A 24738-nucleotide genomic window follows, 5' to 3' on the forward strand; every position below is an offset into this window, starting at 1 on the left:
AACCGGCCGCTCGAGGAAGACCGGCCGCTTCAGGAAACCGGCCGGGAATCCGCCCACATGCTCTCGAATTCCTCCCGGTAGGTCTCGAACAGGCCGTTGTCACCGTCGCGGGTGTGGGCGTCCTGGCGGACGACCTCCCGGCCGCCGCCGCGGAGGACGAGGACGGGGGATTCCATTCCGCGGCTCTTGCGCAGGTAGGGCTGGACGACGGCCACACCGTCAGGGCCATCGCCGTCGACGAGGTAGGCGGTGAAGCGCGGGGTCTCGTCGAAGACCTGGATCTCGAAGGCGCCGGGGTCGCGCAGCCGGGCCCGCACCCGCCGCATATGGAGGATGTTCATCTCGATGGAGCGGCTCATCTCGCCCTTCTTCAGGCCGATTTCGCGCTCCCGGCGGCGGACCGCGCTGCTGGCGGGGTTGAGGAAGAGCAGCCGGACGCGGCAGCCGGATTCGGCGAGCCGGACCAGGCGGCGGCCCGAGTAGTTCTGGACCAGCAGGTTGAGGCCTATGCCCACGGCGTCGAGGCGGCGGGCGTCGCCGAAGAGGTCCTCGGCGGGGAGCTGGCGCTGCAGGCGCACCCGGTCGGAGTGCACCCCGATGACATCGGCGTAGCGGTCGCCGACCAGGTCCTCCACCGCGTCGATGGGCAGCCGTCCGGAGATACGGGTGCCGGCGCCGGAGCCGAGGATGTCCAGGAGGCGGGCGGAGGCGCGCTCGGCCTGGGCGAGGACCGTCTCGGACAGGGCGCGGTTGCGGGAGACGATGTTGCGGGCGACCTCTAGTTCGTCGAGGGCCAGCTCGACATCGCGGCGGTCGTCGAAGTACGGCTCGAAGCAGGGCCAGTGCTGGACCATCAGTTCGCGGAGTTGCGGAAGGGTCAGAAAGCTGACGATGTTGTCGTCGGCGGGGTCGAGGAGGTAGCCCTTGCGGCGGCTGACCTCGCGGACGGCGACCGCCCGCTGCACCCACTCCTGACCGGCGGGACCGGCCGCGGCGACGACCCATTCGTCGCCGTGCACCGGCTCGTAGATGGGCCGCAGGACGGCGGCGACGACGGCCCGCAGCCGTTGCTCGACGAGATTCAGCCAGATGTAGGCGCGGCCGGCCCGGCGGGCGCGGGTGCGCACCTCGCTCCAGGCCTCGGCGCCCCAGTCCAGCTCCGCACCGATCTCCAGCGGTCGTGCCAGGGACACCGCGCCGGGCGGTGCGTCGACGGAGCCGCCCTCATGGCCCTCATGACTCTCGTCACCAGGGGGCAACTCCAGCCCGCCGCTCACCTGCCACCGCCTTCCGAACCCCCGTGCCAACGATCAAGGCAGACTACTGCGGTGCGGGAGGCGGTGCAGCAGGATGGGTGGAGTCGGTTATCAACTCCCCTTATCCATAGTGCCCGTTGTGCTCGGACAGCGAGGGGGGAGTGAGCGGATTCATAGCGGTGACATCGCGTGGGACCAGCTGGAAGCCCTGCCAGTGCACGGGCATCGGCTCCTGGTCCTCGTCCCTGGCGATGTGGTGGAACCCGATGTTGACCCACGCGATGGGGTGTTTCAGCGGCTGGCCGTTGACCCAGGTGTCGACGCTGTTGCCGGCCTTGGTGCCGCAGTTGGCCAGGTTGTTGCTGGCGAACTGTTCACATGTGTTGTACTCGGTGAAATAGACGTCATGTCTGGTGTAACTGCGCCCGGCGTATTTGCTGGTGGGGCCGGGGACGATCTCGTACGAGCGCGGGTGGCCGTCCTTGTTGCGGCCGGCGCCGACCACCCGCCACCAGCGCAGCGGGCCGGCGTCCCCGGCCAGCTCCTTGGTGACCGGCGTGCGGGTGGTGCGGATGGTGGGGGTGCGGCCGCCGCCCGGGACGGTGGTGGCCGAGTCGAACTGCTCGACCTTGTTGCCGGCGGAGCCGCCCAGGCCGAAGTTCAGCCGCCAGAAGACATTGTGGCTGTGGCTGGTGGCGTAGTCCTTGGCGCCCTTGCCGAGCGGCGCGCCCCGGCCGTCACCGGCGTCGTAGTCGGCGGGTGAGACGGTGCCGGTGGCGCCGACCTGCAGGGTCATGGTGCCGTCGCCGGAGAACCGCCATTCGCTGATGTACTCGTACCAGCCGACCTTGTTGACGGTGTAGAGCAGCAGGTCCGTGCCCTGGAGCTGGTAGATCTTGGCGCGCTCGCCGGGGTAGGGGCCCATGCGGTAGGCGTGGCCGCGGGCTCGGGTGGTGGCGCACAGCCCGCGGATGTCGGGGTGGGCGGGGTCCCAGGCGCCGGGCACCTTGACGGTCTTGAGGGTGCCGCCGGGGCATTCGGCGGGGTCAAGCTTCTGCAGGCCCTGGGCGAAGCCCTGCCCGGTGAGGTCGTCGTACTCGTTCCGGCCGTCGTCGTAGGGGACGTGGATCTGGGCGAGTTTGGCGGTGGTGAGCACCTTGACGGGGGTGCGTTCGCCCTTGGGCTGGTAGGAGATGTCGTCCAGGACGAGACCGGCGTTGCCCTCGTAGTGCCAGCACATGCGCCAGACGGTGCCGCCGTCGAGCGTCTGGGTGATGCGGTGGGCGGCACTGCAGTTCGGGGTCGGTACGGGTGCGGCGGGGGCCTCGGGGGCGGCCTGGGCGGCCGGGCCGGCCGTCAGGGCGGCCACGGCGAGCAGCAGGGGGGCGGTGGCGAGGAGCGCGGCGCGACGGTGCGGGCGGCGGGTGCCGGTGGTGCGTCTTCCGGGCATGGCGGAGGCTCCGGTGGGGTGGAGTGGCGGTCGGTGGGGGGCGCCGGTCAGCCCAGGTGGGCGACGGTGCGGGCGCTGAGGTCGATCACGAAGCGGCGGGTGTCGATCCACCGGCCGTTCTTGACCTTGGTGAAGAGGCGGATGCAGCGGTGTTCCCCGCAGTCGCCCAGGGCGCCCGGCGCGTCGCCTTCCGCGCGGCCGCGGTAGACGAAGCCGGTGACGGAGAGCGGATCCGGACCGGTGAGGTCACGTCCGGTGGCGTCGCGGTAGTCCTGGCGCAGACCGGATCCCAGCGGGGCGGCGATCAGCAGCCGGGCCGCCTCGACGGCCTCGGCGCGGCTGGGCGGCGGCTGGACGCCGTGCCGGGCGTCCGCCGACTCCACCGTCGAGGTGGTGAGGTTGACGGTCTTGGTGAGGTAGCTGTCGTCCCGGTAGTCGTAGAAGGTGACCGTCGCCCGGCGCGGCGGGTCGGCGAGCCCGGTCTCCGCGGGGGTGAGTTCGGCCAGGTCGGTGGTGAGGGGCTCGGGGCCCGGCCTCCCGGTGACGTTCCGGGCGGCGCCGCGCGGGGTGCGCGGCAGCGCCAGGTCCCGGGCGCGCCGGAGTTCGTCGTCGGTGAGCGGGTCCCGTCCCCGGCCGCGCTCCCCCTCCACGGGGGGTCTCTCGACGACGCCGGGTGGTGGCGGCCCCTGGTCGCGTCCCGGGCCGGGCGCGGCCGCCGCGGCGGGCCGGCTCCGGGGGTCCGTTCCGCCGGCGGCGCCGGCGTCGGACGGCAAGGTGACCGCGACCATGGCGGCGGTGCCGGTCAGGGCGATGGCGGCGCCCGCGACGGCCTTGCCGAGGTGGCGGTGCATCAGATGGTGCACGGTTCTCCCCTGCTGTCACCTCGTCGTGACATGCATGTCGGTTCCCCCGGTAGTCCTCCAGTAGGACGACCAGTAGGACGATCCGACATCGCGGCAGGTTGCCACCATTCAGCGGAGATCTCGCGAAAAGCCCTTTGTATGCGACAAGTTGCGCCATCCAGGGGGAAGTATGGCGAACCGTTCCGCGGACGTGTGTCGTGGAGTCGCCGCAGCGCCCGACGAGAAAGTGGAAGAGTCTACCCATGCAGGTCTGGCCGGGACAGATGTATCCGCTGGGTGCCACCTATGACGGGGCGGGCACCAACTTCGCGGTGTTCTCCGAAGCCGCGAAACGCATCGAACTGTGTCTGCTGCACGACGACGGTTCGGAGACCGCCGTCGAGCTGCGCGAGAGCGACGCCAATGTGCGGCACGCGTATCTTCCGGGGGTGATGCCGGGGCAGCGTTACGGCTTCCGGGCGCACGGTCCGTACGAGCCGGAGCGGGGGCAGCGCTGCAATTCGGCGAAGCTGCTGCTCGACCCGTACGCCCGCGCCATGAGCGGCCGGATCGACTGGGACGAGGCCGTCTACGGCTACCACTTCGGGCGTCCCGAGGTGCGCAACGACCTGGACTCGGCGCCGCACACCATGGCGTCGGTGGTGGTCAACCCGTACTTCGACTGGGGTGACGACCGCCCGCCACGCACCGCGTACCACGAGACGGTGCTCTACGAGGCCCATGTGAAGGGCCTGACGATGCGCCATCCGGAGCTCCCCGAGGAGCTGCGCGGCACCTATGCCGCGCTGGCGCATCCGGCGATCATCGATCATCTGACGAAGCTCGGGGTGACCGCGCTGGAGCTGATGCCGGTGCATCAGTTCGTCCAGGACCACCGGCTGGTGGACGCGGGGCTGACGAACTACTGGGGCTACAACACCATCGGGTTCTTCGCCCCGCACAACGCCTATGCGTCCTGGGGCGACCGCGGGCAGCAGGTGCTGGAGTTCAAGACGGCGGTGCGGGCGCTGCACCAGGCCGGTATCGAAGTGATCCTCGACGTGGTCTACAACCACACCGCCGAGGGCAGCCATCTGGGCCCGACGCTGTCGTTCCGGGGGCTGGACAACGCCTCCTACTACCGGCTGTCGGACGACAAGCAGTACTACATGGACACCACGGGCACCGGGAATTCGCTGCTGATGCGCAGCCCGCATGTGCTCCAGCTGGTGATGGACTCGCTGCGCTACTGGGTGCAGGAGATGCGGGTGGACGGCTTCCGCTTCGATCTGGCGGCGACGCTGGCCCGGCAGTTCCACGAGGTGGACCGGCTGTCGTCGTTCTTCGACCTGGTCCATCAGGATCCGGTCGTCAGCCAGGTGAAGCTGATCGCCGAGCCGTGGGACGTCGGTGAGGGCGGCTATCAGGTGGGGAACTTCCCGCCGCTGTGGACCGAGTGGAACGGGAAGTACCGGGACACCGTGCGGGACCTGTGGCGGGGCGAACCGCGCACCCTGGCGGAGTTCGGGTCCCGGCTGACGGGTTCCTCGGACCTCTACCAGGAGGACGGGCGCCGGCCGCTGGCCTCGGTGAACTTCGTGACCTGCCATGACGGCTTCACGCTGCACGATCTGGTCGCGTACAACGACAAGCACAACGAGGCCAACGGCGAGGACAACCGGGACGGGGAGCGCTTCAACCGGTCCTGGAACTGCGGTGCCGAGGGGCCGACCGACGATCCCGGGGTGCGGCGGCTGCGGGCGCGGCAGATGCGCAACTTCCTGGCCACGCTGATGCTGTCGCAGGGCGTGCCGATGCTCAGCCACGGGGACGAGTTCGGGCGCAGCCAGGGCGGCAACAACAACGCGTACTGCCAGGACAACGAGCTGTCGTGGGTGCGCTGGCCGGAGCGGGGGCGGGGCGGGGGCGCCGGGGAGACCGACCGTACGGACGCGGACGGGCCGGACGGACTGGACGGGCCGGACGCGGCGGCGGACGAGGACGCGGAGCAGCGGGCGCTGCTGGCGTTCGTCCGGCAGATGGTGTGGCTGCGGCGCGACCATCCGGTGTTCCGGCGCCGGCGGTTCTTCCAGGGCCACCCGATGGAGGGCACCCATGACGAGCTGTCCGACATCGCCTGGTTCACGGCGGGCGGCGAGGAGATGGGGCCGCGCGACTGGCAGTCGGTCCATGCGAAGTCGCTGGCGGTGTTCCTCAACGGCAGCTCGATCTCCGAGCCGGGCCCCCGGGGCGAGCCGGTCACCGACGACTCGTTCCTGCTGATGTTCAACGCCCACGACCAGGAGAAGGAGTTCATGGTGCCCGAGCACCTGGGCCGGCAGTGGCAGGTCGTGGTGGACACCGACCGGCCGCAGGCGGTGGCGGACGGCGGCGGCGCCAAGGTCAAGGCCGGCGACCGGCTGACGCTCATCGGGCGGAGCCTGCTGGTGCTGCAGCGGCCGGCGTGAGCGCGGCGGCCGGACGGTCCGTGCCCCGGGTGGTCAGGGCGAGGCCGAGGATCAGGACGGCGGCGCCGACGGCCACCGCGAAGGCGGCGGTCGGCCCGTGGGCCTCGGCGAGCCGGCCGGAGACGGCCAGGGACAGGGCCTGGCCGCCCACGATCGCGCTGGTCAGAAAGGCCATCGATTCGGCCAGCCGGCCGGCGGGCACCAGCCGTTCGGTGAGGCCGAACAGCGTGATCAGATGCGGGGCGAAGGCCGCGCCGAGGACCACGACGGCCAGGTAGAGCGCCCCCAGGGACCGTACGAACAGCAGCGGCACGGACAGCACGATCAGCGCCACGGCCGCCGCCCGCCAGCGTGCCGGCAGCCCGATCCGGGCGGGCACCAGCGCCAGCGAGAGCCCGGCGACCGCGCTCATCACGCCCATCGCGGCATAGACCAGCCCGGCCTGGGCGGGCCGGTGGAGGTCTGCGGTGAGCGCGGTGATACCGGCCTGGCAGGCACCGAAGAGGGCGCCCTGCAGCACCATCGAGGCGCGCATGGCATGCACCGCGCGGGGCATCCGGGCGCGGGCGGCCCGGGCGGCGGGGCGCCGGGCGCGGGGACCGTCCGGGGCGGGAGCCGGGCCGGAAGAGACCGGCGCCCGGGCGGACGGGGCGCCCGTGGGCCGCACCGCAGCGGCCGTGGGATGCAGGGCGAAGGCCGAGCCGCAGACCGCGAGCAGCAGCGCGGCCAGGGCGAGCGCCACGGCCGGGTGGGCCACCGTGGCGGACAGTCCCACCAGCGCCGGACCGAGCACGAACGACACCTCGTCCAGAGTGCCTTCGAAGGACAGCGCGGTGTGGACCAGGCGGTCGTCGGCCCGTGCGCGACGGGCCAGCGCAACGAGCCGGGTGCGGGCCAGCGGCCCGATCTGCGGCACCCCGGCACCGGCGAGCAGCGCGATCAGGGCGAGCGGCAGCGCCCCGGTCCGGGCGAGGGCGGCGAGCACCAGCGCGGTCACGGCGAGGGCGTCGAACCAGCAGGCGGCCAGCACCACCGGCCGCTGTCCGTGCCGGTCCGCGAGCCGGCCGAGCAGCGGGCCGCCCGCCGTCTGTCCGGCCGCCAGCGCACCGCCCACCAGACCCGCGGTGGCCAGCGAGCCGCTCGTCTCCGCCACCAGCAGCAGACTGCCGAACTGGCACATGGCGGTGGGGAGCCTGCCGAGGAAGGACAGGACGGGCAGCATCGGCCCGCCCAGCGCGAGCACCCGGCGGAAGGCGGCGGTGGCAGCGGTCATCGCCAGACGCTAACCGGCGGGCCGCCGCGCGCCCCACGCACCGGACCTACGAAGCTCCCCGCCCCCGGAGCCCACTCCGTCGGAGGAAACAACGACACCGTGCGGGAGGCGGATGACACAACGGGCCTCCGGCGGGGTACGGGTGTTCCCATGACGCAGCCCTCGAGTCCGTCGCCGACCGCCACCTACCGGCTGCAGCTCCAGCCGGACTTCCCGTTCGCCGCCGCCGAGCGGGCCGTCCCGCATCTGGCCGCGCTCGGCATCTCCCATCTGCACCTCTCACCGGTGCTGGAGGCCGTGCCGGGCTCCACCCACGGCTATGACGTCGTCGACCACACCGCGGTACGGGCCGAGCTCGGCGGTGAGACGGGGCTGCGGGCGCTGGCGGCGACGGCCCGCTCGCACGGCCTCGGGCTGATCGTCGACCTGGTGCCGAACCACATGGCGGTGCCGGAGCCGATGTCGCTGAACGGGCCGCTGTGGCAGGTGCTGCGCGACGGCCCGGAGTCCCCGTACGCGCGGTGGTTCGACATCGACTGGGACGCCGGGCACGGCGGACGGCTGCTGCTGCCGGTGCTCGGCGGCCGGATCGGCGAGGAGCTGCGGCACTTCCGCGTCGAGGGCGAGGTGCTGCGCTATCACGGGCATGCCTTCCCGCTGCGCCCCGGGACGGAGAAGCTGCCGCCGGCCCGCCTCCTGGACGCCCAGTGGTACCGCCTCGGCTGGTGGCGGCTGGCCCGCAGTGAGCTGAACTACCGCCGCTTCTTCACCATTTCGGAGCTGATCGGGGTGCGCGTCGAGGACCCCGAGGTGTTCGAGGCGACCCATGGCACGGTGCTGCGGCTGATCCGCGAGGGCGTCATCGACGGGCTGCGCATCGACCACCCGGACGGCCTGGTGGACCCCGGCGGCTATCTGGCCCGGCTGCACGAGCGGACCGGCGGCCGCTGGACGGTGGTGGAGAAGATCCTCTCCGGTGACGAGCGGCTCCCGGACAGCTGGGCCTGTGCGGGCACGACCGGCTATGACGCCCTGCGGCACATCGACGGACTCTTCGTCTGCCCGCAGGGCGCCGGACGGCTTTTCTCCCACTACCGGGACTTCGTCACCCCGCTGGCCGACGAGGGCGGCGACTGGGAGGAGACGGTGCGCCGGGCCGCGTACGAGGTCGTCACCCACGAGCTGGCCGCGGAGATCGAGCGGCTGGTGCGGACCGCGGCGCGGATCAGCGCACGCGCCCCCGAGCCGGGCGACCATGCGACCTGGGCGCTGCGGCACGCGCTCCGTGAGCTGCTGGTGCGGCTGCCGGTCTACCGTCCCTACGCGGCGGATCCGACGCGGACCTCACAGGACGCGGCCATGCTGGACGCGGCGGCGGCGCAGGCGCGTACCGCCTTCCGGGTGCCCGAGGAGGCGCGGGCGGTGGATCTGGTCCGCGATCTGGCGCTCGGCCGGCTGACCGACGCCCCGGACCAGGGCAGTACGGACTGCGCCGACTTCACCGCGCGGTTCGCCCAGACCGCGTCCGCACTGCACGCCAAATCCGTGGAGGACACCGCCTTCTACCGCTATCCGGTGCTGCTGTCGGCCTGCGAGGTCGGCGGCGATCCGGGGGAGCCGGCGCTCGCCCCGGAGGTGTTCCATACGTACTGCGCCCGGCTGCAGCGGGACCGGCCGCTGTCCGGCACGGTGCTCTCCACCCACGACACCAAGCGCAGCGCCGATGTACGGGCGCGGATCGCGGTGCTGTCGGAGTGCCCGGACCGGTGGCGGGATGTGCTCGGGGCGATGGCCGATGAGGCGGTGTGCGGGGTGGACGGCCTCGGCCCGGCGGACCCGATGGTGTCGTGGCTGGCCTGGCAGACCGCGTTCGGCCTGGGCGCGGCCGGCGACGGCGACGCGGCGGAGCGGGTGGTGCCCGCGGTCCTCAAGGCCGCGCGGGAGGCCGGGCTGCGCACCTCGTGGACGGAGCGGAACGCGGGCTACGAGGAGGCGGTCGAGGAGTTCGTCCGCAACGGACCCTGTGGTCCCACGGCCGCCCCGCTCGCCGCGCTGGACGGGGAACTCGCCCCGTTCCTGCGCGCGAACGTGCTGGGCGCGGCGCTGCTGCAGCTCACCATGCCGGGCGTCCCCGACCTCTATCAGGGCACCGAACTCGGCTATGCCGCGCTGGTCGACCCGGACAACCGGCGGCCGGCCCGCTTCCGCCCCGAGCTGCTCACCGCGCTGGACGGCGGGAGCCCGCCGCGCGATCTGTCCGGCGAGAAGCTGCGGCTGACCGCCGCGGCGCTGCGGCTGCGGCGCGACCATCCGCAGTGGTTCGGCGCCGCGGCGTCGTACGAGCCGGTGTACGCGGAGGGCCCGGCGGCCGAGCACTGTGTGGCGTTCTGCCGCAGCGGGCGGGTGCTGACGGTGGTGACCCGGCTGTCGCTGCGGCTGGTGGAGACCGGCGGCTGGTGGGACACCCTGCTGCGGCTGCCCTCGGACGGCCCCTGGCGCGAGCTGCTTTCCGGGCGCGAGCTGCCGGGCGGCGCGGTGGTGGGGCTGAGCGAGCTGCTGGCGGAGTCACCGGTGGCGCTGTTCGTCCGCGAGTGACATCGCGTCAGGTCAGCGCGTCCAGGCTGGGCTCGACGCTCCCGGCCGTGCGCAGCAGCTCCGTGAACTCCGCGGCCGCGCCGGTCGGTTCGACACGGGAGAAGACGGTGATCTCGCGGTGCCAGGGCGGGTCGGTGGGCACGGCCGCACAGTCGAGGCCGCGCAGTTCATGGGCCGCGGTCAACAGCACACCGACGCCCGCCGCGGCCATCCGGACGGCCGTGGAGCTGTGCTGGGTGCGGACGGCGGTACGCGGGGTGAAGCCGACGCGTTCGCACTCCCGGTCCAGCCAGCGCCGCCCGCTCCGCTGCGCTCCGCCTCTGCCCTGTTCTTGTCCGTCGGATGCAGAGCCGACCACCGGCTCCAGGCTGCAGCGCACCCACGGGCGGTCCGCCAGCTCCGCGAGGCGGACCGACTCCCGGGCGGCGAGCGGGTCGCCGTGCGGGACGACCAGCACCATCCGCTCCTGTCCCACGACAGTGACCGGCCCCGGCCAGTCCTTGGGGCGCGGCCCGAGCGCCAGATCGGCGACCCCGCGGGCCATCTGCTCGTCCAGCTCCTCGGTGGTGGCGTACTCATGGAGCACCAGCCGGACGCCCGGACGCGCGGTGGCCCAGCGGGCGCAGACCTCCGGGAGCACCCCGACCGCCTGGGAGTGCACCGTCGCGATATGCAGTTCGCCGCTCTCCGCGCCGCCCGCCGCGAGCGCGGCGCGGCGGGCCTGCCGGGCGCTGCGGACGGCGAGTTGGGCGTGCGGGAAGTAGGCCCGGCCCATCACGGTCAGCCGCACCCCGCGCGTCATCCGCTCCAGCAGCGGGCCGCCGACCGTCCGCTCCAGCGCCTTGATCTGGTGCGAGAGCGCGGACTGGGTGACGTGCAGCGCCTCGGCGGCGCGGGTGAAGGACTCCTGCTCGACGACCTCGACGAGGTACTCCATCTGCCGCAGACTCATGCCCGCCCCTCCCGGTGCACTCGGCCCCCCTCATGCAGCGCCAGCAGACAGCACCGCACATGAAGGTTCTTCATCACCTCCATGGAAACATTGCCTTGGACTCATCACCGCAGGTGGGCGGAGTCTGATCACATGAGTGAGACAGACCCGAACACGACGGACGTCCTTGTCATCGGCGGTGGCACCGGCGGCTACAGCACCGCCCTGCGCGCCGCGTCCCTGGGCCTGCGGGTGGTGCTGGCCGAACGCGATCTGATCGGCGGCACCTGTCTGCACCGCGGCTGCATCCCCAGCAAGGCCATGCTGCACGCGGCCGAGCTGGTGGACGGCATCGCGGAGGCCCGCGAGCGGTGGGGCGTCAAGGCCACCGTCGACTCCCTGGACTGGCCGGCCCTGGTGGCCACCCGCGACGGCATCGTCGAGCGCAACCACCAGGGCGTGGCCGGGCACTTGCGGACGGCGGGGGTGCGGGTCGTCAAGGGCACGGCGCGGCTGACCGGCCCCCGTACGGTTCATGTCGAGGGCGCCGGGGAGTTCACCGCACGGCGCGGGATCGTGCTGGCCACCGGCTCCCGGCCGCGGCTGCTGCCGGGCCTGGCCGCGGACGGCCGACGGGTGGTGACCAGCGACGACGCGCTGTTCGCGGCCGGACTTCCGGCGTCCGTCCTGGTCCTGGGCGGCGGTGCGATCGGCGTCGAGTACGCGTCCTTCCACCGCTCCATGGGGGCCGAGGTCACCCTCGTCGAGACGGCCGGGCGGCTGCTTCCACTGGAGGACGAGGACGTCGGCCGCCATCTGGCGCGCGGGCTGAAGAAGCGCGGCATCACGGTCCGTACGGGCTCGACGCTGACCGGCACCGAGCTGCTGGCGGACGGGGTGCGGGCCACGGTGCGCACCCCGAAGGGCGAGGAGCTGGTGATCGGGGCCGAGCGGCTGCTGGTCGCGGTGGGGCGGGCCCCGGTGACGGACGGGCTGGACCTGGCGGCGGCCGGGCTGGCGGCGGACGAGCGGGGGTTCGTCGCGCCTGCGGACTGGTCACGGCTGGAGACCTCCGTGCCGGGCATCCACGTGGTCGGCGATCTGCTGCCGCCGCCCTCCCTGGGGCTGGCCCACGCCTCGTTCGCGGAGGGCCTGTTGGTGGCGGAGACGCTGGCGGGCCTGCCGTCGCGGGCGGTGGACTACGCGGCCGTGCCGCGGGTGACGTACTCCTCGCCGCAGACCGCCTCGGTCGGCCTGACCGAGGCCGAGGCGCGCGCCCGCGGCCTGGACATCAAGGTGAACACCATGCCGCTGGCCGCCACCGCCAAGGGCATGGTGCACGGTCAGGGCGGCATGGTGAAGGTGATCGCGGCGGCGGACGGGGCGGGCGGCGATCGGGGTCTCCCTTGGTCGAACGACGTTGAGAGCTTGGGGAAGACCGGCGCGGTGCTCGGGGTCCATCTCGTCGGGCCGCAGGTCTCGGAGATGATCGCGGAGAGCCAGCTGATCGTGGGCTGGGACGCCGAACCGGCCGATGTCGCCCAGCACATCCACGCCCACCCGACACTGTCGGAGGCGGTCGGCGAGACCTTTCTGACGCTGGCGGGGCGGGGGCTGCACCAGCACTGAGCCGGGCGGGGGACGAGCGGGGCCGGGGGGGCCTAATTCGGTTGCGCCCCCGCAGTACGGCCGGAAAGCATGGCCGCGTACGTCGTTCTTCCCTCGTCAAGGAGCACGGAATGCGCCGATTCCTCGGAACTACTCATCGCCCCCACCGGACGACAGTTCTTGAGGACTCCACCTTCCATGCTTCCTTCGCGCACCCTGAACATCGGGATTCTCGCCCACGTCGACGCGGGTAAGACCAGCCTCACCGAGCGGCTGCTGTTCGACACCGGCGCCATCGGCCGGCTCGGCAGTGTCGACGCCGGTGACACCTTCACGGACACCGGCGAGCTGGAGCGGCAGCGCGGTATCACCATCCGCTCGGCCGTCGCCTCCTTCACCGTCGGCGACACCCAGGTCAATCTCCTCGACACCCCCGGCCACTCCGACTTCATCGCCGAGGTCGAGCGCGCCCTGGGGGTGCTCGACGGCGCCGTGCTGCTGCTGTCCGCGGTGGAGGGCGTCCAGGCCAGGACCCGGGTACTGATGAAGACACTGCGGCGGCTGCGGCTGCCCACCCTGCTCTTCATCAACAAGATCGACCGGGCCGGCGCCCGGGGCGAGGCGCTGCTCGCCGACATCCGCCGTCTGCTGACGCCCGCCACCGTCCCGATGACGTCCGTGACCGGTCTCGGCACCGCGCAGGCCACGTCCGTGCAGTACGCCCTGGAGGACCCGCGGGTCCGCGAGCGGATCGCGGAAGCCGTGGCCGAGGCCGATGAGTCGGTGCTGGCCGAGTTGACCGGCCCGGCCTCCGGCGGACCGGCCGCGGGCGACGGCGGGCCGCCGCTGACCGCGGACCGGCTCCGTGCGGCGCTGGCCGCCCGGACCGCCGACGGCTCGCTGCACCCGGTGTACTTCGGCTCCGCGCTCGGCGGCCAGGGCATCGGCGCACTCCTCGACGGCATGGTCCGGCTGGTCCCGCCGGCCCCGGCCGGCGCGGGCACCGGGCCGCGGGGCACGGTGTTCGCCGTCCATCAGCCGCCGGACGGCGAGCGCACCGCGTACCTCCGGCTCTACGAGGGCGAGTTGCGGCCACGGCAGCGGATCGAGCTGCACCGGCCCGCAGCGGACGGCACGAGCGCCACCCTGACCGGCCGGATCACCTCGCTCCAGGTCGTCGGCCGGCCGCCCGGCGACGACGGGCCGCTCACCCCGGGTCAGATCGCGGTGCTCCGCGGGCTGCCCGGCATCCGCACCGGTGACCGTCTCGGCCCGGCCGGTGACGCCCCCGCCGGCGCCGCGCTGTTCCCCTCCCCCACTCTCGAAACCCTGGTCCGGGCCCGCAACCCGGCACGGGCCGCCGCACTGCGCGCCGCATTGCTGACGCTCGCCGACCAGGACCCGCTGCTACAGGTCCGTCCCGCGCCCGACGGCGCGACCTCCGTGCTGCTGCACGGCGAGGTGCAGAAGGAGATCATCGCCGCCACCCTGCACCAGGAGCACGGCATCGAGGCCGAGTTCGCGCCGAGCCGGGTGGTGTGCGTCGAGCGGCCGTCCGGGGTCGGCGAGGCCTGTGAGGAGATCGCCCGGCGCGGCCACACCGGGCCCTGGGCCACGGTCGGGCTCCGGGTCGAGCCGGGCACCCGCCACTCCGGCCCGGTCTTCGCCTACGAAACCGAACTGGGTGCCCTGCCGCACGGCTTCCACCAGGCCATCGAGGAGACGGTACTGGCGAACCTGCGGTGCGGACCGCGCGGTCTGGCGGTGACGGACTGCCGGGTGGTGCTGACCCGGTCCGGGTTCGTCGGCCCGCTCAGCACCGCGGGGGACTTCCGTACGGTCACCCCCCGGGTGCTGCTGCGGGCCCTGGAGCGGGCCGGCACCCGGGTGTACGAGCCGTACCACGCCTTCGAGGCGGACGTCCCGCTCGCCGCGCTGGCCCCGGTGACCGCCCGTCTCGCGGCGCTGGGCGCCGAGTTCGCCGAGACCACCGGCGGCCGGCACTCCTGGCTGGTCAGCGGCTTTCTGCCGGCGCGCCATGTCCAGGAGTTCCAGGGGCTGTTGCCCGGTCTGACGCACGGTGAAGGGGTGTGGACGTCCAGCCCGTCGGGCGACCGGCCGATGCGGGAGGACGCGGGGCCGCGGCAGGGCGAGGCCCTGTGAGGCAGTGGTTGCCGTGCCGTCAGGCGGCAGCGGTCCGCGGCCGCCGCGCTCCGGTCCGGGCGGCGCGCGCCGCCCGGCTCACCGCTCCGTCAGGACGTAATCCACCTGTCCGAACCTGATGTGGTCGCCGGGGCCGACCGCGACCTCGCCCACCACCCGGCGGCTGTTGACGCAGGTGCCGTTGGTGGAGCCGAGGTCGCGCAGCAGCCAGCCCTTGCCGGCGCTGCGGAGTTCGGCGTGGGCGCGGGAGACCGTCTCGTGGTTGAGGCGCAGGCCCACACCGGGCGCCCGCCCTATGAGCAGCGGGAGCGGGCCCGGCTCGGGCAGCAGCAGCTTCGGCAGCCGCTCCGTACGCCAGGCGCGGCGCACCCGGAGATGGAAGGCCGATGCCCGGCCCACGACCCGCAGCAATACACCCTGGACCTTGCCGCGACTCGCCAAGTCGGCGGTGACGAGGTCGAGTTCGGACTGCTGTTGAGCGGTCAGGACGAGTTCCAGGCGCCGCAGGAAAGTGTCCTGGGACAACCGTCCCTGCGCCGCACCGTCGCGCAGCAGGTCGAGGGCGCGTTCCCGGTCGGCGTCCGACGGGCGCGCCGGACGCGCAGGGAACTCGAGCGAAGTCATACCGAGATTCTCCGGCCACCGCGAGCCGCTGTCCAGGCGATGTGTGTGCGGGGGACGGTCCAACCGCGCCCTCGGGCCTGTCGTCAAAGTCCCGAGGACTCGCCGGAACGGCCCACCGGGATGGCGCGATGTCGGTCCGTAGCGCCACGTCGGGCTGTCGGGCGGCGCGGCGGCGTGCTTGGGTCGGGGACCGGGACCGAACGAAGGAGGACGGCCGTGCTGTTCGAGGTGTGGGCGCCGGAGGCCGGGCGGGTCGCTCTCCAGTGGGCGGGGGACCGGGCGGCCGAGCCCGCGGTTCCGATGGAGCGCGACCCCGGCCGGGCGGGCTGGTGGCGTACCGAGGTACCGGCCCATGACGGGGACCGGTACGCCTTCCGGCTGGACGGCGGGCCGCCGCTGCCCGATCCGCGGGCCGCCCGGCTGCCGGAGGGCCCCGGCGGGCCCGGCGCGGTCGTCGCACACGACCGGTTCGTATGGCGGCATCCGTGGCCCGGCCGCCCGCTTCCCGGTGCGGTCCTCTACGAACTGCACATCGGCACCTACACCCCCGAGGGCACCTTCGACGCCGCGGCCGCGCGGCTGCGCCACCTCGCCGACCTGGGCATCACCCATATCTCCCTGATGCCGGTCTGCCCGTTCCCCGGCACCCATGGGTGGGGGTACGACGGGGTCGCCCCCTGGGCGGTGCACGAACCGTACGGCGGGCCGGACGGGCTCAAGCGGTTCGTGGACGCGGCGCACGGGTCCGGTCTGGGGGTCGTGCTCGATGTGGTGCACAACCACCTCGGCCCGTCCGGCAACCCTCTCCCCGCGTTCGGCCCGTACTTCACCGACACCCATCACACCCCGTGGGGCGCGGCGGTCAATCTCGATGCCCCCGGTTCCGACGAGGTGCGCGAATACTTCATCGGCAGCGCGCTCTCCTGGCTGCGCGACTACCGGCTCGACGGACTGCGGCTGGACGCCGTCCACGCGCTGCACGACGACCGCTCCCCGCACTTCCTGGCCGAACTGACCGCCGCCGTCGACGTGCTGGCCGGGCAGCTGCGGCGCCCGCTGTTCCTGGTCGCCGAGTCCGATCTCAACGATCCCCGCACCACCGCCCCCAGGGCGGGCGGCGGACACGGTCTGCACGCCCAGTGGAACGACGACTTCCACCACGCCCTGCACACCGCGCTCACCGGCGAGTCCCAGGGCTATTACGGCGACTTCGCGCGGGCCCCGCTCGCCGCCCTCGCCAAGACGCTGACCGGCGGCTTCTTCCACGACGGTACGCACTCCGCCTTCCGTGGCCGCAGGCACGGCGCCCCGCTCAACCTGCGGGTGACGCCCGCGTACCGGCTGCTGGCCTACGCCCAGACGCACGACCAGATCGGCAACCGCGCGCTCGGCGACCGGCTCGCCGCCGGGCTCTCCCCCGGCCTGCTCGCCTGCGCCGCCACGCTGGTGCTCTGTTCGCCGTTCACCCCGATGCTGTTCATGGGCGAGGAGTGGGGCGCGACCACCCCGTGGCAGTACTTCACCGCGCACACGGATCCGGAACTGGCGGAGGCGGTACGGGAGGGGCGGCGGCGCGAGTTCGCCGCGCACGAGTGGACCGGTGCCGCCGGTGACTGGCCCGACCCGCAGGACCCGGCGACCCGCGACCGCTGCGTCCTGGACTGGACCGAACCGGCCCGGGAGCCGCACACTGCGCTGCTGGCCTGGTACCGCACACTGCTGGCGCTGCGCCATGAGCTGCCCCCGCTGACCGACCCGGATCCGCGGCACACCGCCGTCCGCTACGACGAGGAGGCCCGCTGGCTCCTGCTGCGGCGCGGCCCGCTCCGGGTGGCGGTCAATCTCGCGCACGACACCACGGCCGCCGTCCCGGCCGTCGACGACGGCGGCGGGGCCGGGCTGCAGGCGCTGGCGGGCTGGCCCGGCGCCCGGCTCCCCGGCGCGGACGGCGTGCTCCATCTGCCGCCGGAATCGGCGGTGGTGCTCGGGCCTTAGGGCCTCCGCCGACGGGTTCTCAGTGCGAGAACTCCGAGACGAACGCCGCGCAGAAGGCCTCCAGATCGGCCGGCTTCCGGCTGGTGATCAGGGTGTTCGGTCCGGCGGTGCAGATCTTGACCTGCTCGTCGACCCAGGTGCCGCCCGCGTTGCGGATATCGGTCCGCAGGCTCGGCCAGGAGGTCAGCGTGCGGCCCCGCACCACGTCGGCCTCGATCAGCGTCCACGGTGCATGGCAGATCGCGGCCACCGGCTTCCCGGCGTCGAAGAAGGACTTGATGAACGCCACGGCCCGCCGGTCCAGCCGCAGCGCGTCCGGGTTGGCCACCCCGCCGGGCAGTACCAGGCCGTCGAAGTCCGCCGCGGTCGCCTCGTCCACCGTCAGGTCGACGGGGAAGGTGTCCGCCTTGTCCAAGTGGTGGAACGCCTGCACCTTGCCCGCGCTGGTGGAGACCAGCGTCGGGCCGCCGCCCGCGTCGGTCACCGCCCGCCACGGCCGGGTCAGCTCGACCTCTTCGGTGCCCTCGGGAGCCACCAGAAACGCCGCCTGCATACCGAGCTCACGTCCCTTCGTCGGGTCGAGAAGCGGGGAGGGTTCCCCGCTCCCACACTTCTCGACCATAACGCCACCGGGCCCGCGCCCTCCGCCGGACGGGGCGGCACCTCCGGCCCCGGACGGCGCTCCCCCCGGCAGCCGCGGCGGCACGTCGTAGCCGGCCGGCCGCCCGGACCCGCGTTGCCGGGCGATCGCCCGAGTGTCCATCGCGGGGCGATCTGCTGGACACTGTGTCTATGCCCCTGCACCTCTCCGACCTGCTGGCCCGGCCCGATCTCGGTCTGTCGGCCAGCTACGACGTGCCGCCGCGGCTGCTGGCCCGCACGATCGAAGCGGCCACGGTCTCGGATCTGCCGGCGCCGGGTAAGTGGCTGCAGGGCGGCGAACTCCTCATGACCATCGGCCTGTTGCTGCCGGAGGAGCCGGCCGCGTGCCGGGCGTACGTGCGGGACGTGGCCGAGGGCGGGGCGGCCTGTCTGGCGCTCGGACTGGGGCAGGGACTGCCCTACCAGGAGGCACCGGAGCCGCTGGTGACCGCGGCCGAGGAGGCCGGTCTGCCGCTGCTGACGGTGCCGGACGAGGTGCCGTTCATCGCCGTCACCAAGGCGGTCTTCGACGCCCGGGCCGAGGAACAGCGCGCGCTGCTGCAGCGGGCGTTCGCGACCCAGCGGCGGCTGACGGCCGCGGCGACCGGCGACGGGCTGCGGCCGATGCTCGCGGAGTGGACCGCCGCCACCGGGGTCGGCGCGGCGGTGTTCGACCCGCTGGGGCGGCTGCTCTCGGCGGGTGAGCCGGCGCACCGGACACCGCTGGCGCAGGCCCAGGACCTGATCGAACGGGTCGCCGCACGCGGACTGCGCGGCAGCGCCTCCAGCACGGCCGCCGGGCAGCAGCTGGAGGTGCAGCCGCTGGGGGCGCGCCGGCTGCGGGGGCTGCTGCTGCTCACCGGCCGTCCGGACGACGCCGCCCGTTCGGTCGTCCCCGGACTGGTCTCGCTGCTCTCCCTGGAGCTGGAGCGCCGTCACCTCCGCGATGAGCCGGAGCGCCGTCGCAGGTCGGCGCTGCTTTCGGAGCTGCTGGCGGACGAGGATCCGGCCGCCGGGCGGGCCCGGGACATCCTGCGCTCGGTGGGGCTGACGGCCGAGCGGGTGCGGGGTGTCGTGGTGGCGGCGGGGGGCGGTGCGGGCGGTCGTACGGGCTCCGCCGCGTCGGATGCCGGGGCCGGGGCCGCCGGGGCGGCGGACGGCGCCGCGCAGGAGATGGCCGCCGATCTGGCGCTGGCGATGCCCGGTGGCCTGGTCAGGGTCGTGGACGGGGCGCCGGGCGCGGTCATCGAGGCGGTGGTCGGCGAGGATCTGGACATCCGCGATGTGCTCGCCCGCTTCGCCCCGCGCTGCCCGGCCGGCATCGGCCCGGCCACCGCCCCCGAAGCGGTACGGGTGTCCCTGCGCCAGGCGACCGGCCTGCTCGCCGTCAGCCGGTCGAGCGGCGAGCCCGCGGAGGCCCGGCAGAGCCAGGCCAGCCGGCTCCTGCTCGACCTGGGCGACCGCCGTACGCTGCACGGCTACGCCGACACCGTGCTCGGCCCGCTCGATCTCGCGGACAACGGCGAGGAGTTGATCGCCACCCTCACCGCCTGGCTGGAGACCGGCGGCGCCTGGGACGCCACCAGCCGGCGGCTCGGCGTCCACCGGCACACCGTGCGCAACCGCCTCGACAAGGCCATGGACCTCACCGGCCGCCGCCTCGACGACCCCGACGACCGCTTCGACCTGTGGCTGGCCACCCGCATCCGCCGCGGCGGCGCATCCGCCACCGGGGCCGACGGACGGCCCGCCGCACTGCCGCCAGGGCGGTGACGCACCACACCTCCGCCCGGTCCGCGCTTCACTCTCGCGCCCGCACCGTCTTTACTTCGATGATGACCTACGAGATCCGCACCCTCACCCCCGGCGCCGCCGGACCCGCCGCCACGGGCTCCCCACACGGCGGCGGACGCGGCAGATTGGTGGCCGTCAGCGATCTGCACGTCCGCTACAAGGAGAACCGCGACATCGTCGAGGGGTTAAAGCCCGAGTCCGACGACGACTGGCTGCTGGTCGCCGGCGACGTCGGGGAGTTCGTCTCCGACATCCGCTGGGCGCTCTCGCTGCTCAGCAGCCGGTTCGCCAAGGTGGTGTGGGTGCCCGGCAATCACGAGCTGTGGACCCCGGCCCAGGACCCGGTGCAGCTGCGCGGTGTGGCGCGCTATGAGCATCTGGTGGACATCTGCCGGGAGTTGGGCGTCCTCACCCCCGAGGACCCGTATCCGGTCTGGGAAGGCGCCGGCGGCCCGGTCGTCATCGCACCGCTGTTCCTGCTCTACGACTACACCTTCCGGCAGCCGGGGTCGACGTCCAAGAAGGAGGCGCTCGCCCGGGCCGAGAAGGCCGGGGTGGTGTGCACCGACGAGCACTTCCTGCATCCGGACCCGTATCCGACGCGGGAGGCGTGGTGCCAGGCGCGGGTGGCCGCCACCGAGGCCCGGCTCGCCGCCGTTCCGGAGGAGTTGCCCACTGTGCTCGTCAACCACTGGCCGGTGGTGCGCGAGCCCACCCGGCCCCTGTGGTACCCGGATTTCGCGCTGTGGTGCGGTACCGAGGCGACCGCGGACTGGCCACGCCGCTTCCGGGCCGCCGCCGTGGTCTACGGCCACCTCCACATCCCGCGGCTGCTGATGCTGGACGGCGTACCGCACCAGGAGGTGTCGCTCGGCTATCCGCGGGAATGGCAGCGCCGGGCCGCCGCGCCGGGCCGACCGGTCCAGATCCTGCCCACCCCGGCCACGGTCGGCTCCGGCACCACCGGGGGCCCGGCGTGATCGACAAGCTGCTGCCGGCCCCGGTCAGGACCGCCGAGGCCTTCCAGGACGCGCCGCTGTCCGAGATGTTTCCCGAGGAGTGGGCGCAGGTGGCCAAGGCCGTGCCCAAGCGGCAGCATGAGTTCGGCACCGTACGCGGCTGCGCCCGCCAGGCACTGGCCGAGCTGGGCTTCGCCCCCGCCCCCCTGCTCCCCGGCCCCAACCGGGAGCCGCAGTGGCCGGCGGGCGTCGTCGGCGCCATGACGCACTGCGCCGGCTACCGCGCCGTGGCGGTGGCCCGTTCGTCGGAGGTGCGGACGATCGGCCTGGACGCGGAGCCCAATCTGCCCGTGAACGACCCCGGGGTGGTCGACCTCGTCACCCTCCCCGAGGAACGTGCCCAGCTCCGCCGGCTGGCCGCGCTGCAGCCCGAAGTCTGCTGGGACCGCCTGGTGTTCAGTGCGAAGGAGAGCGTCTACAAGGCGTGGTACCCGCTCACCCGCCGCTGGCTCGACTTCGAGGAGGCCCGTCTCACCCTCGACCCGACGAACGCCACCTTCACCGCCCAACTCCTCGTCCCCGGCCCCGTGGTCGACGGCAGGGAACTCACCGAATTCAGCGGCCGGTGGCTCGTCGGCTCGGGGCTGGTGGTGACGGCGATCGTGGAAATGGTCTGACGGGACGGCCGCGGGGAGGCATGAGCCCCGCGGCCGTCAGCGCTCCTCAGTTGTCACGCCGCATCAAATCCCTTCTCATCCGCACCGTCAGACGGCAACGACGGGCCGCCGGAGCCCGTCACGCCGTTACGGTGTGTTCTGTTTTCAATGATCGTCAGGACGTTGAAGGGTCAGTAGCCCACTCATGCAAGAGCAATTCGACACATCCGGTGGGACAGAGGCGTCCGATACCGAGTTGGTCCGGCGCATCCGTGCGGCCGCGGCCCGGCCCGGCGACCGCGCGGCGGCCGGGGCGGGCGAGGAAGCCCTCAACGAGTTCCACCGCCGGCACTACGCCGCCGTACTGGCCCACGCCCGCGACTGCTGCCGGTCCGCCCAGGCGGCAGCGGACCTGACGAAGGAAGCCATCAACAGCGTCCTGCACTCCCCCGGCCCCGGAGAGGGACCCGACGGGGCCTGGCGGGACACCTTGCTGGCGGCGGTGCGCCACACCGCCGACGCCTGGCACCGGACGTCCCGGAACACCGAGCTGCGCGACGACTTCGCGTCCCGGCCGTCCGGCCGGCCAGGACAGGGCCCCGGTCCCTCCGGGGCCGCTCCGCAGTCCTCCGCCGCCGGCGAACCCACCGCCCCCGTGCCACCGGTGGCGCCGGACCCGTCCGCCGCACCGCACAGCGCCCGGGGCTCCCGGTTCTCCCCGGCGCGCCTCACCCTGCTCGCCGTTGCCGTGAGTGTCCTGGCCGGCGTGGCCATAGCCGTCGGCCCCCTGTCCGGCCCGGAGGGCCAGGACACCTCGGCCACCGGCCCCGGCCGGTCCGGTCTCTCGTCGGCCCCTGATGAGGACGGGTCGCCGACGGATTCTCCCAAGGGGTCGGCAAGCGCCTCCCGCTCGGCGTCGGGCACACCGAGCACCCACCCCACCAAGGCGTCGAAGCGACCGAGCTCCCGGCCCTCGTCGCCGGCACCGTCGTCGCCCTCCGCGTCCCGGGGCAACAAGGGCAACAAGGGCAACAAGGGCAAGCCGTCACCCGCCCACACCACCGCGCTGGTCGCCCGGCCGTGGAGCTCCAACGCGAGCAGCTTTGCGCCGGCGAGGCTGAACAGCAGCATCGACGGACATGCCCTCACCATCCAGGGGACCGGCTACCCCCAGGGCCTGGGAGCCCACGCCAACAGCGAGATCACCTACGACCTCGGCGGCACCTGCTCCGCCCTGAAGGTGGACGTGGGCCTCGACGACGAGGTGGGCGCGAACGGCTCGGTCGTCTTCCAGGTCTACCGGGACGGCACCAAGGTCGCCGACAGCGGGCTGATGACGGTCGACCAGCCCGCGCAGCACCTCACCGCCGACCTCACCGGCGGCACCCAGCTGCGACTCGTGGTCACCGACGGTGGCAACGGGAACGACTCCGACCACGCCGACTGGGGCAACCCCGTTCTCACCTGCCGCTGATCCGGCCGCCCACAGCGGCCGGACCGAAGCTGCCCGCAGCCGTCCGGCCGCTCACTCCGCGTCAGGCTCCAGGCGCAGCGAGATCGAGTTGATGCAGTACCGCTGATCGGTGGGGGTGGGGTACCCCTCGCCCTCGAAGACGTGCCCGAGATGCGAGCCGCACCGGGCGCACCGTACTTCGGTGCGCACCATGCCGTGGGAGCGGTCCTCGATCAGCTCGACGGCATCGGAGTCCTTGGGGTCATAGAAGCTGGGCCAGCCGCAGTGGCTCGCGAACTTGGTGTCGGAGCGGAAGAGCTCGGCGCCGCAGGCGCGGCAGGAGTAGACGCCCGCGGTCTTGGTGTCGGTGTACTCGCCGACGAAGGCGGGCTCGGTGCCGGCCTGGCGGAGCACCTGGTACTCCGCGGGGCTCAGCTCGGCGCGCCACTGCTCGTCGGGCTTGTCGATCTCGTACGGCATCTGGGGCCTCCTCAGCTCAGCTGCCCAGGCGGGACAGGATGGCGGGGCCGAGGTCGGTCACATCGCCCGCGCCCATGGTGAGAACAAGGTCACCGGGCTTCGCCATTCCGGCGATGACGTCCGGGACGGCGGCCTGGTGGCTCTCGGGGGTGACATCGGCGCCCGCGGCGCGCGCGGCATCGATGATCAGGGTGCTGGTGACGCCCGGGATCGGGTCCTCACGGGCCGGGTAGATGTCCAGGACGACGGAGGCGTCGGCGAGGGCGAGCGCCTGGCCCATCTCCGTGCCCAGCTCCTGGGTGCGGGAGAAGAGATGCGGCTGGAAGACGACGAGTACGCGGGCGTCCTCGGCGGCGCCGCGGATCGCCTCCAGGTCGGCGGTCATCTCCGTGGGGTGGTGGGCGTAGGAGTCGATGACCTGCACGCCGGCCGCCTCGCCCTTGAGCTGGAGGCGGCGCTTGACGCCGGTGTACTTGCCGAGCGCGGAGGCGAGGTTGTGCGGCGGGAGGTCCAGGGCGACACCGGCGGCCAGCGCGGCGACGGCGTTGGAGGCGTAGTGCCGGCCCGGGACGGAGACCGTGAAGGTGAGGATCTTGCCGCTGGTCAGGGTGACGGTGACATCGCTGGTCAGGCCGCGGGGGTTGACCTTGAGGATGCGCACGTCGGCGTCCGCGGACTCACCGTAGGTGACGACCTCGATGTCGTAGCGGCCGGAGATCCGCTCGGTCAGCTCGCGGGCGCCGGGGTGGTCGGCGGAGATGACCAGGGTGCCGCCGGGGCGGATACGGCCGACGAAGGTCTCGAAGGACTCGTAGATCTCGTCCATCGAGGCGTAGTTGGCGTGGTGGTCCAGCTCCACGTTGAGGATGATGGCGACCTCGGGGGCGTACTTGTGGAAGCTGCGGTCGCTCTCGTCGGCCTCCGCGACGAAGATGTCGCCCGAGCCGTGCTCGGCGTTGGACCCCGGGGCGTCGAGGTCGCCGCCGATGGCGTACGAGGGCTTGAGGCCGAGGGCGCCGAGCGAGACCGCGAGCATGGAGGTCGTGGTCGTCTTGCCATGGGTGCCGGCCACGGCGATCGGCCGCGCGGCGTCCATCAGGGAGGCGAGGGCGTCCGAGCGGTGCACGACGGGGATGCCGCGCTCGTGGGCTGCCGCCAGCTCGGGGTTGTCGGGGCGGATCGCGGAGGAGACGACGACGCTGGTGGCGTCGGCGGCGAGATGCCCGGCGGCATGGCCGATGTGGACCGTGGCGCCGAGGGCGCGCAGGGCCTGGGCGGTCGCGGAATCCTTGGCGTCGCTGCCCGCCACCTGGGCGCCGCGCTGCGCAAGGATCTTGGCGATGCCCGACATACCGGCTCCGCCGATGCCGATGAAGTGCGGCCGGTCCATCGAGGCTGGGATGGCGGGTGCCATGGGCGGGTCTCCCTGATGTCGATCGTCGCGAGCGGTGGTGCGGTCGTTCTGTCGTGCTGTCGATGATTCTCGCACCCGGCACCGGCAGAGCCGGTCCACGGACCCCGGCCGGGTGCCGGCTCCGGCGCGAAGACC

The 24738-nt window shown here is 73.2% G+C and carries 18 protein-coding genes; 9 read left to right on the top strand and 9 right to left on the bottom strand.

All coding sequences use genetic code 11. The annotated features are described in order from the left end of the window. Positions 1-29: 29 nt before the first annotated feature. The 3 genes from STRNI_RS10200 to STRNI_RS10210 all read right to left on the bottom strand — a co-directional run bounded on the left by STRNI_RS10200 (position 30) and on the right by STRNI_RS10210 (position 3569). Positions 30-1277, bottom strand: a complete 1248-nt coding sequence (locus STRNI_RS10200) for an SAV2148 family HEPN domain-containing protein (protein WP_277411043.1) — start codon at positions 1275-1277, stop codon at positions 30-32. A gap of 100 nt (positions 1278-1377) precedes the next feature. Beyond that, on the bottom strand, positions 1378-2706 hold the full coding sequence (locus tag STRNI_RS10205; protein WP_277411044.1) for a copper amine oxidase: 1329 nt from the start codon (positions 2704-2706) through the stop codon (positions 1378-1380). Between the two features lie 47 nt (positions 2707-2753). Beyond that, positions 2754-3569 (bottom strand): Tat pathway signal sequence domain protein, encoded by an 816-nt coding sequence (locus STRNI_RS10210; RefSeq protein WP_277411045.1) that lies wholly within the window; start codon positions 3567-3569, stop codon positions 2754-2756. A 242-nt stretch (positions 3570-3811) separates the two neighbouring features. On the opposite strand from STRNI_RS10210, the gene glgX reads away from it, so the two are divergent. Beyond that, entirely contained in the window at positions 3812-6016 is a 2205-nt protein-coding gene (gene glgX, locus STRNI_RS10215; protein WP_266443610.1) for a glycogen debranching protein GlgX, read from the top strand. On the opposite strand, the gene STRNI_RS10220 is transcribed toward glgX, so the two are convergent. Further along, entirely contained in the window at positions 5976-7289 is a 1314-nt protein-coding gene (locus STRNI_RS10220; RefSeq protein ID WP_274738617.1) for an MFS transporter, read from the bottom strand. The two genes, glgX and STRNI_RS10220, sit on opposite strands and share 41 nt — an antisense overlap. 150 nt (positions 7290-7439) lie before the next feature. Between STRNI_RS10220 and treY the strand changes: the two genes are divergently transcribed. Further along, positions 7440-9884 carry a malto-oligosyltrehalose synthase gene (treY, locus tag STRNI_RS10225; RefSeq protein ID WP_277411046.1) on the top strand — a complete coding sequence of 815 codons (2445 nt, stop codon included), beginning with the start codon at positions 7440-7442 and terminating at the stop codon, positions 9882-9884. A 7-nt stretch (positions 9885-9891) separates the two neighbouring features. Here the strand turns inward: treY and STRNI_RS10230 are convergent, their stop codons facing one another. Continuing rightward, positions 9892-10836 carry a LysR family transcriptional regulator gene (locus STRNI_RS10230; RefSeq protein ID WP_277411047.1) on the bottom strand — a complete coding sequence of 315 codons (945 nt, stop codon included), beginning with the start codon at positions 10834-10836 and terminating at the stop codon, positions 9892-9894. A 132-nt stretch (positions 10837-10968) separates the two neighbouring features. On the opposite strand from STRNI_RS10230, the gene STRNI_RS10235 reads away from it, so the two are divergent. Continuing rightward, on the top strand, positions 10969-12444 hold the full coding sequence (locus STRNI_RS10235; protein ID WP_277411048.1) for a dihydrolipoyl dehydrogenase: 1476 nt from the start codon (positions 10969-10971) through the stop codon (positions 12442-12444). Between the two features lie 177 nt (positions 12445-12621). After that, on the top strand, positions 12622-14586 hold the full coding sequence (otr(A), locus tag STRNI_RS10240) for a tetracycline resistance ribosomal protection protein Otr(A) (RefSeq protein WP_266443623.1): 1965 nt from the start codon (positions 12622-12624) through the stop codon (positions 14584-14586). A 78-nt stretch (positions 14587-14664) separates the two neighbouring features. Here the strand turns inward: otr(A) and STRNI_RS10245 are convergent, their stop codons facing one another. Then, positions 14665-15210 carry a DUF1707 and FHA domain-containing protein gene (locus tag STRNI_RS10245; RefSeq protein ID WP_277411049.1) on the bottom strand — a complete coding sequence of 182 codons (546 nt, stop codon included), beginning with the start codon at positions 15208-15210 and terminating at the stop codon, positions 14665-14667. A gap of 216 nt (positions 15211-15426) precedes the next feature. Here STRNI_RS10245 and treZ point away from each other — a divergent pair, with 216 nt between their 5' ends. Then, on the top strand, positions 15427-17205 hold the full coding sequence (gene treZ / locus STRNI_RS10250; protein ID WP_266443626.1) for a malto-oligosyltrehalose trehalohydrolase: 1779 nt from the start codon (positions 15427-15429) through the stop codon (positions 17203-17205). A gap of 19 nt (positions 17206-17224) precedes the next feature. Here the strand turns inward: treZ and STRNI_RS10255 are convergent, their stop codons facing one another. Further along, positions 17225-17758: a type 1 glutamine amidotransferase domain-containing protein gene (locus STRNI_RS10255; protein WP_026169505.1), complete on the bottom strand. Its 534-nt coding sequence runs from the start codon at positions 17756-17758 to the stop codon at positions 17225-17227. Between the two features lie 239 nt (positions 17759-17997). Here STRNI_RS10255 and STRNI_RS10260 point away from each other — a divergent pair, with 239 nt between their 5' ends. The 4 genes from STRNI_RS10260 (at position 17998) to STRNI_RS10275 (ending at position 22730) form a co-directional block, all read left to right on the top strand. After that, a complete protein-coding gene (locus STRNI_RS10260; RefSeq protein ID WP_277411050.1) occupies positions 17998-19620 on the top strand; it encodes a PucR family transcriptional regulator in 1623 nt (540 codons plus the stop codon). A 62-nt stretch (positions 19621-19682) separates the two neighbouring features. After that, the gene (locus STRNI_RS10265; protein ID WP_274738610.1) at positions 19683-20621 is read left to right on the top strand and encodes a metallophosphoesterase family protein; all 939 of its coding nucleotides are present in this window, start codon (positions 19683-19685) and stop codon (positions 20619-20621) included. Continuing rightward, positions 20618-21277, top strand: coding sequence for a 4'-phosphopantetheinyl transferase family protein (locus STRNI_RS10270; protein WP_026169502.1), 660 nt, complete (start codon positions 20618-20620; stop codon positions 21275-21277). The genes STRNI_RS10265 and STRNI_RS10270 overlap by 4 nt, the downstream gene beginning before the upstream one ends. Before the next feature lie 235 nt (positions 21278-21512). After that, entirely contained in the window at positions 21513-22730 is a 1218-nt protein-coding gene (locus STRNI_RS10275; protein WP_277411051.1) for an NPCBM/NEW2 domain-containing protein, read from the top strand. A gap of 51 nt (positions 22731-22781) precedes the next feature. Here the strand turns inward: STRNI_RS10275 and msrB are convergent, their stop codons facing one another. Both msrB and murC read right to left on the bottom strand, forming a co-directional pair. After that, the gene (gene msrB, locus STRNI_RS10280) at positions 22782-23189 is read right to left on the bottom strand and encodes a peptide-methionine (R)-S-oxide reductase MsrB (protein WP_018088904.1); all 408 of its coding nucleotides are present in this window, start codon (positions 23187-23189) and stop codon (positions 22782-22784) included. Between the two features lie 16 nt (positions 23190-23205). Next, positions 23206-24603, bottom strand: a complete 1398-nt coding sequence (gene murC, locus STRNI_RS10285; RefSeq protein WP_277411052.1) for a UDP-N-acetylmuramate--L-alanine ligase — start codon at positions 24601-24603, stop codon at positions 23206-23208. Between the last annotated feature and the right edge of the window lie 135 nt (positions 24604-24738).

The sequence above is a fragment of the Streptomyces nigrescens genome, assembly GCF_027626975.1.
GTDB classification, from domain to species: Bacteria; Actinomycetota; Actinomycetes; order Streptomycetales; family Streptomycetaceae; genus Streptomyces; species Streptomyces nigrescens.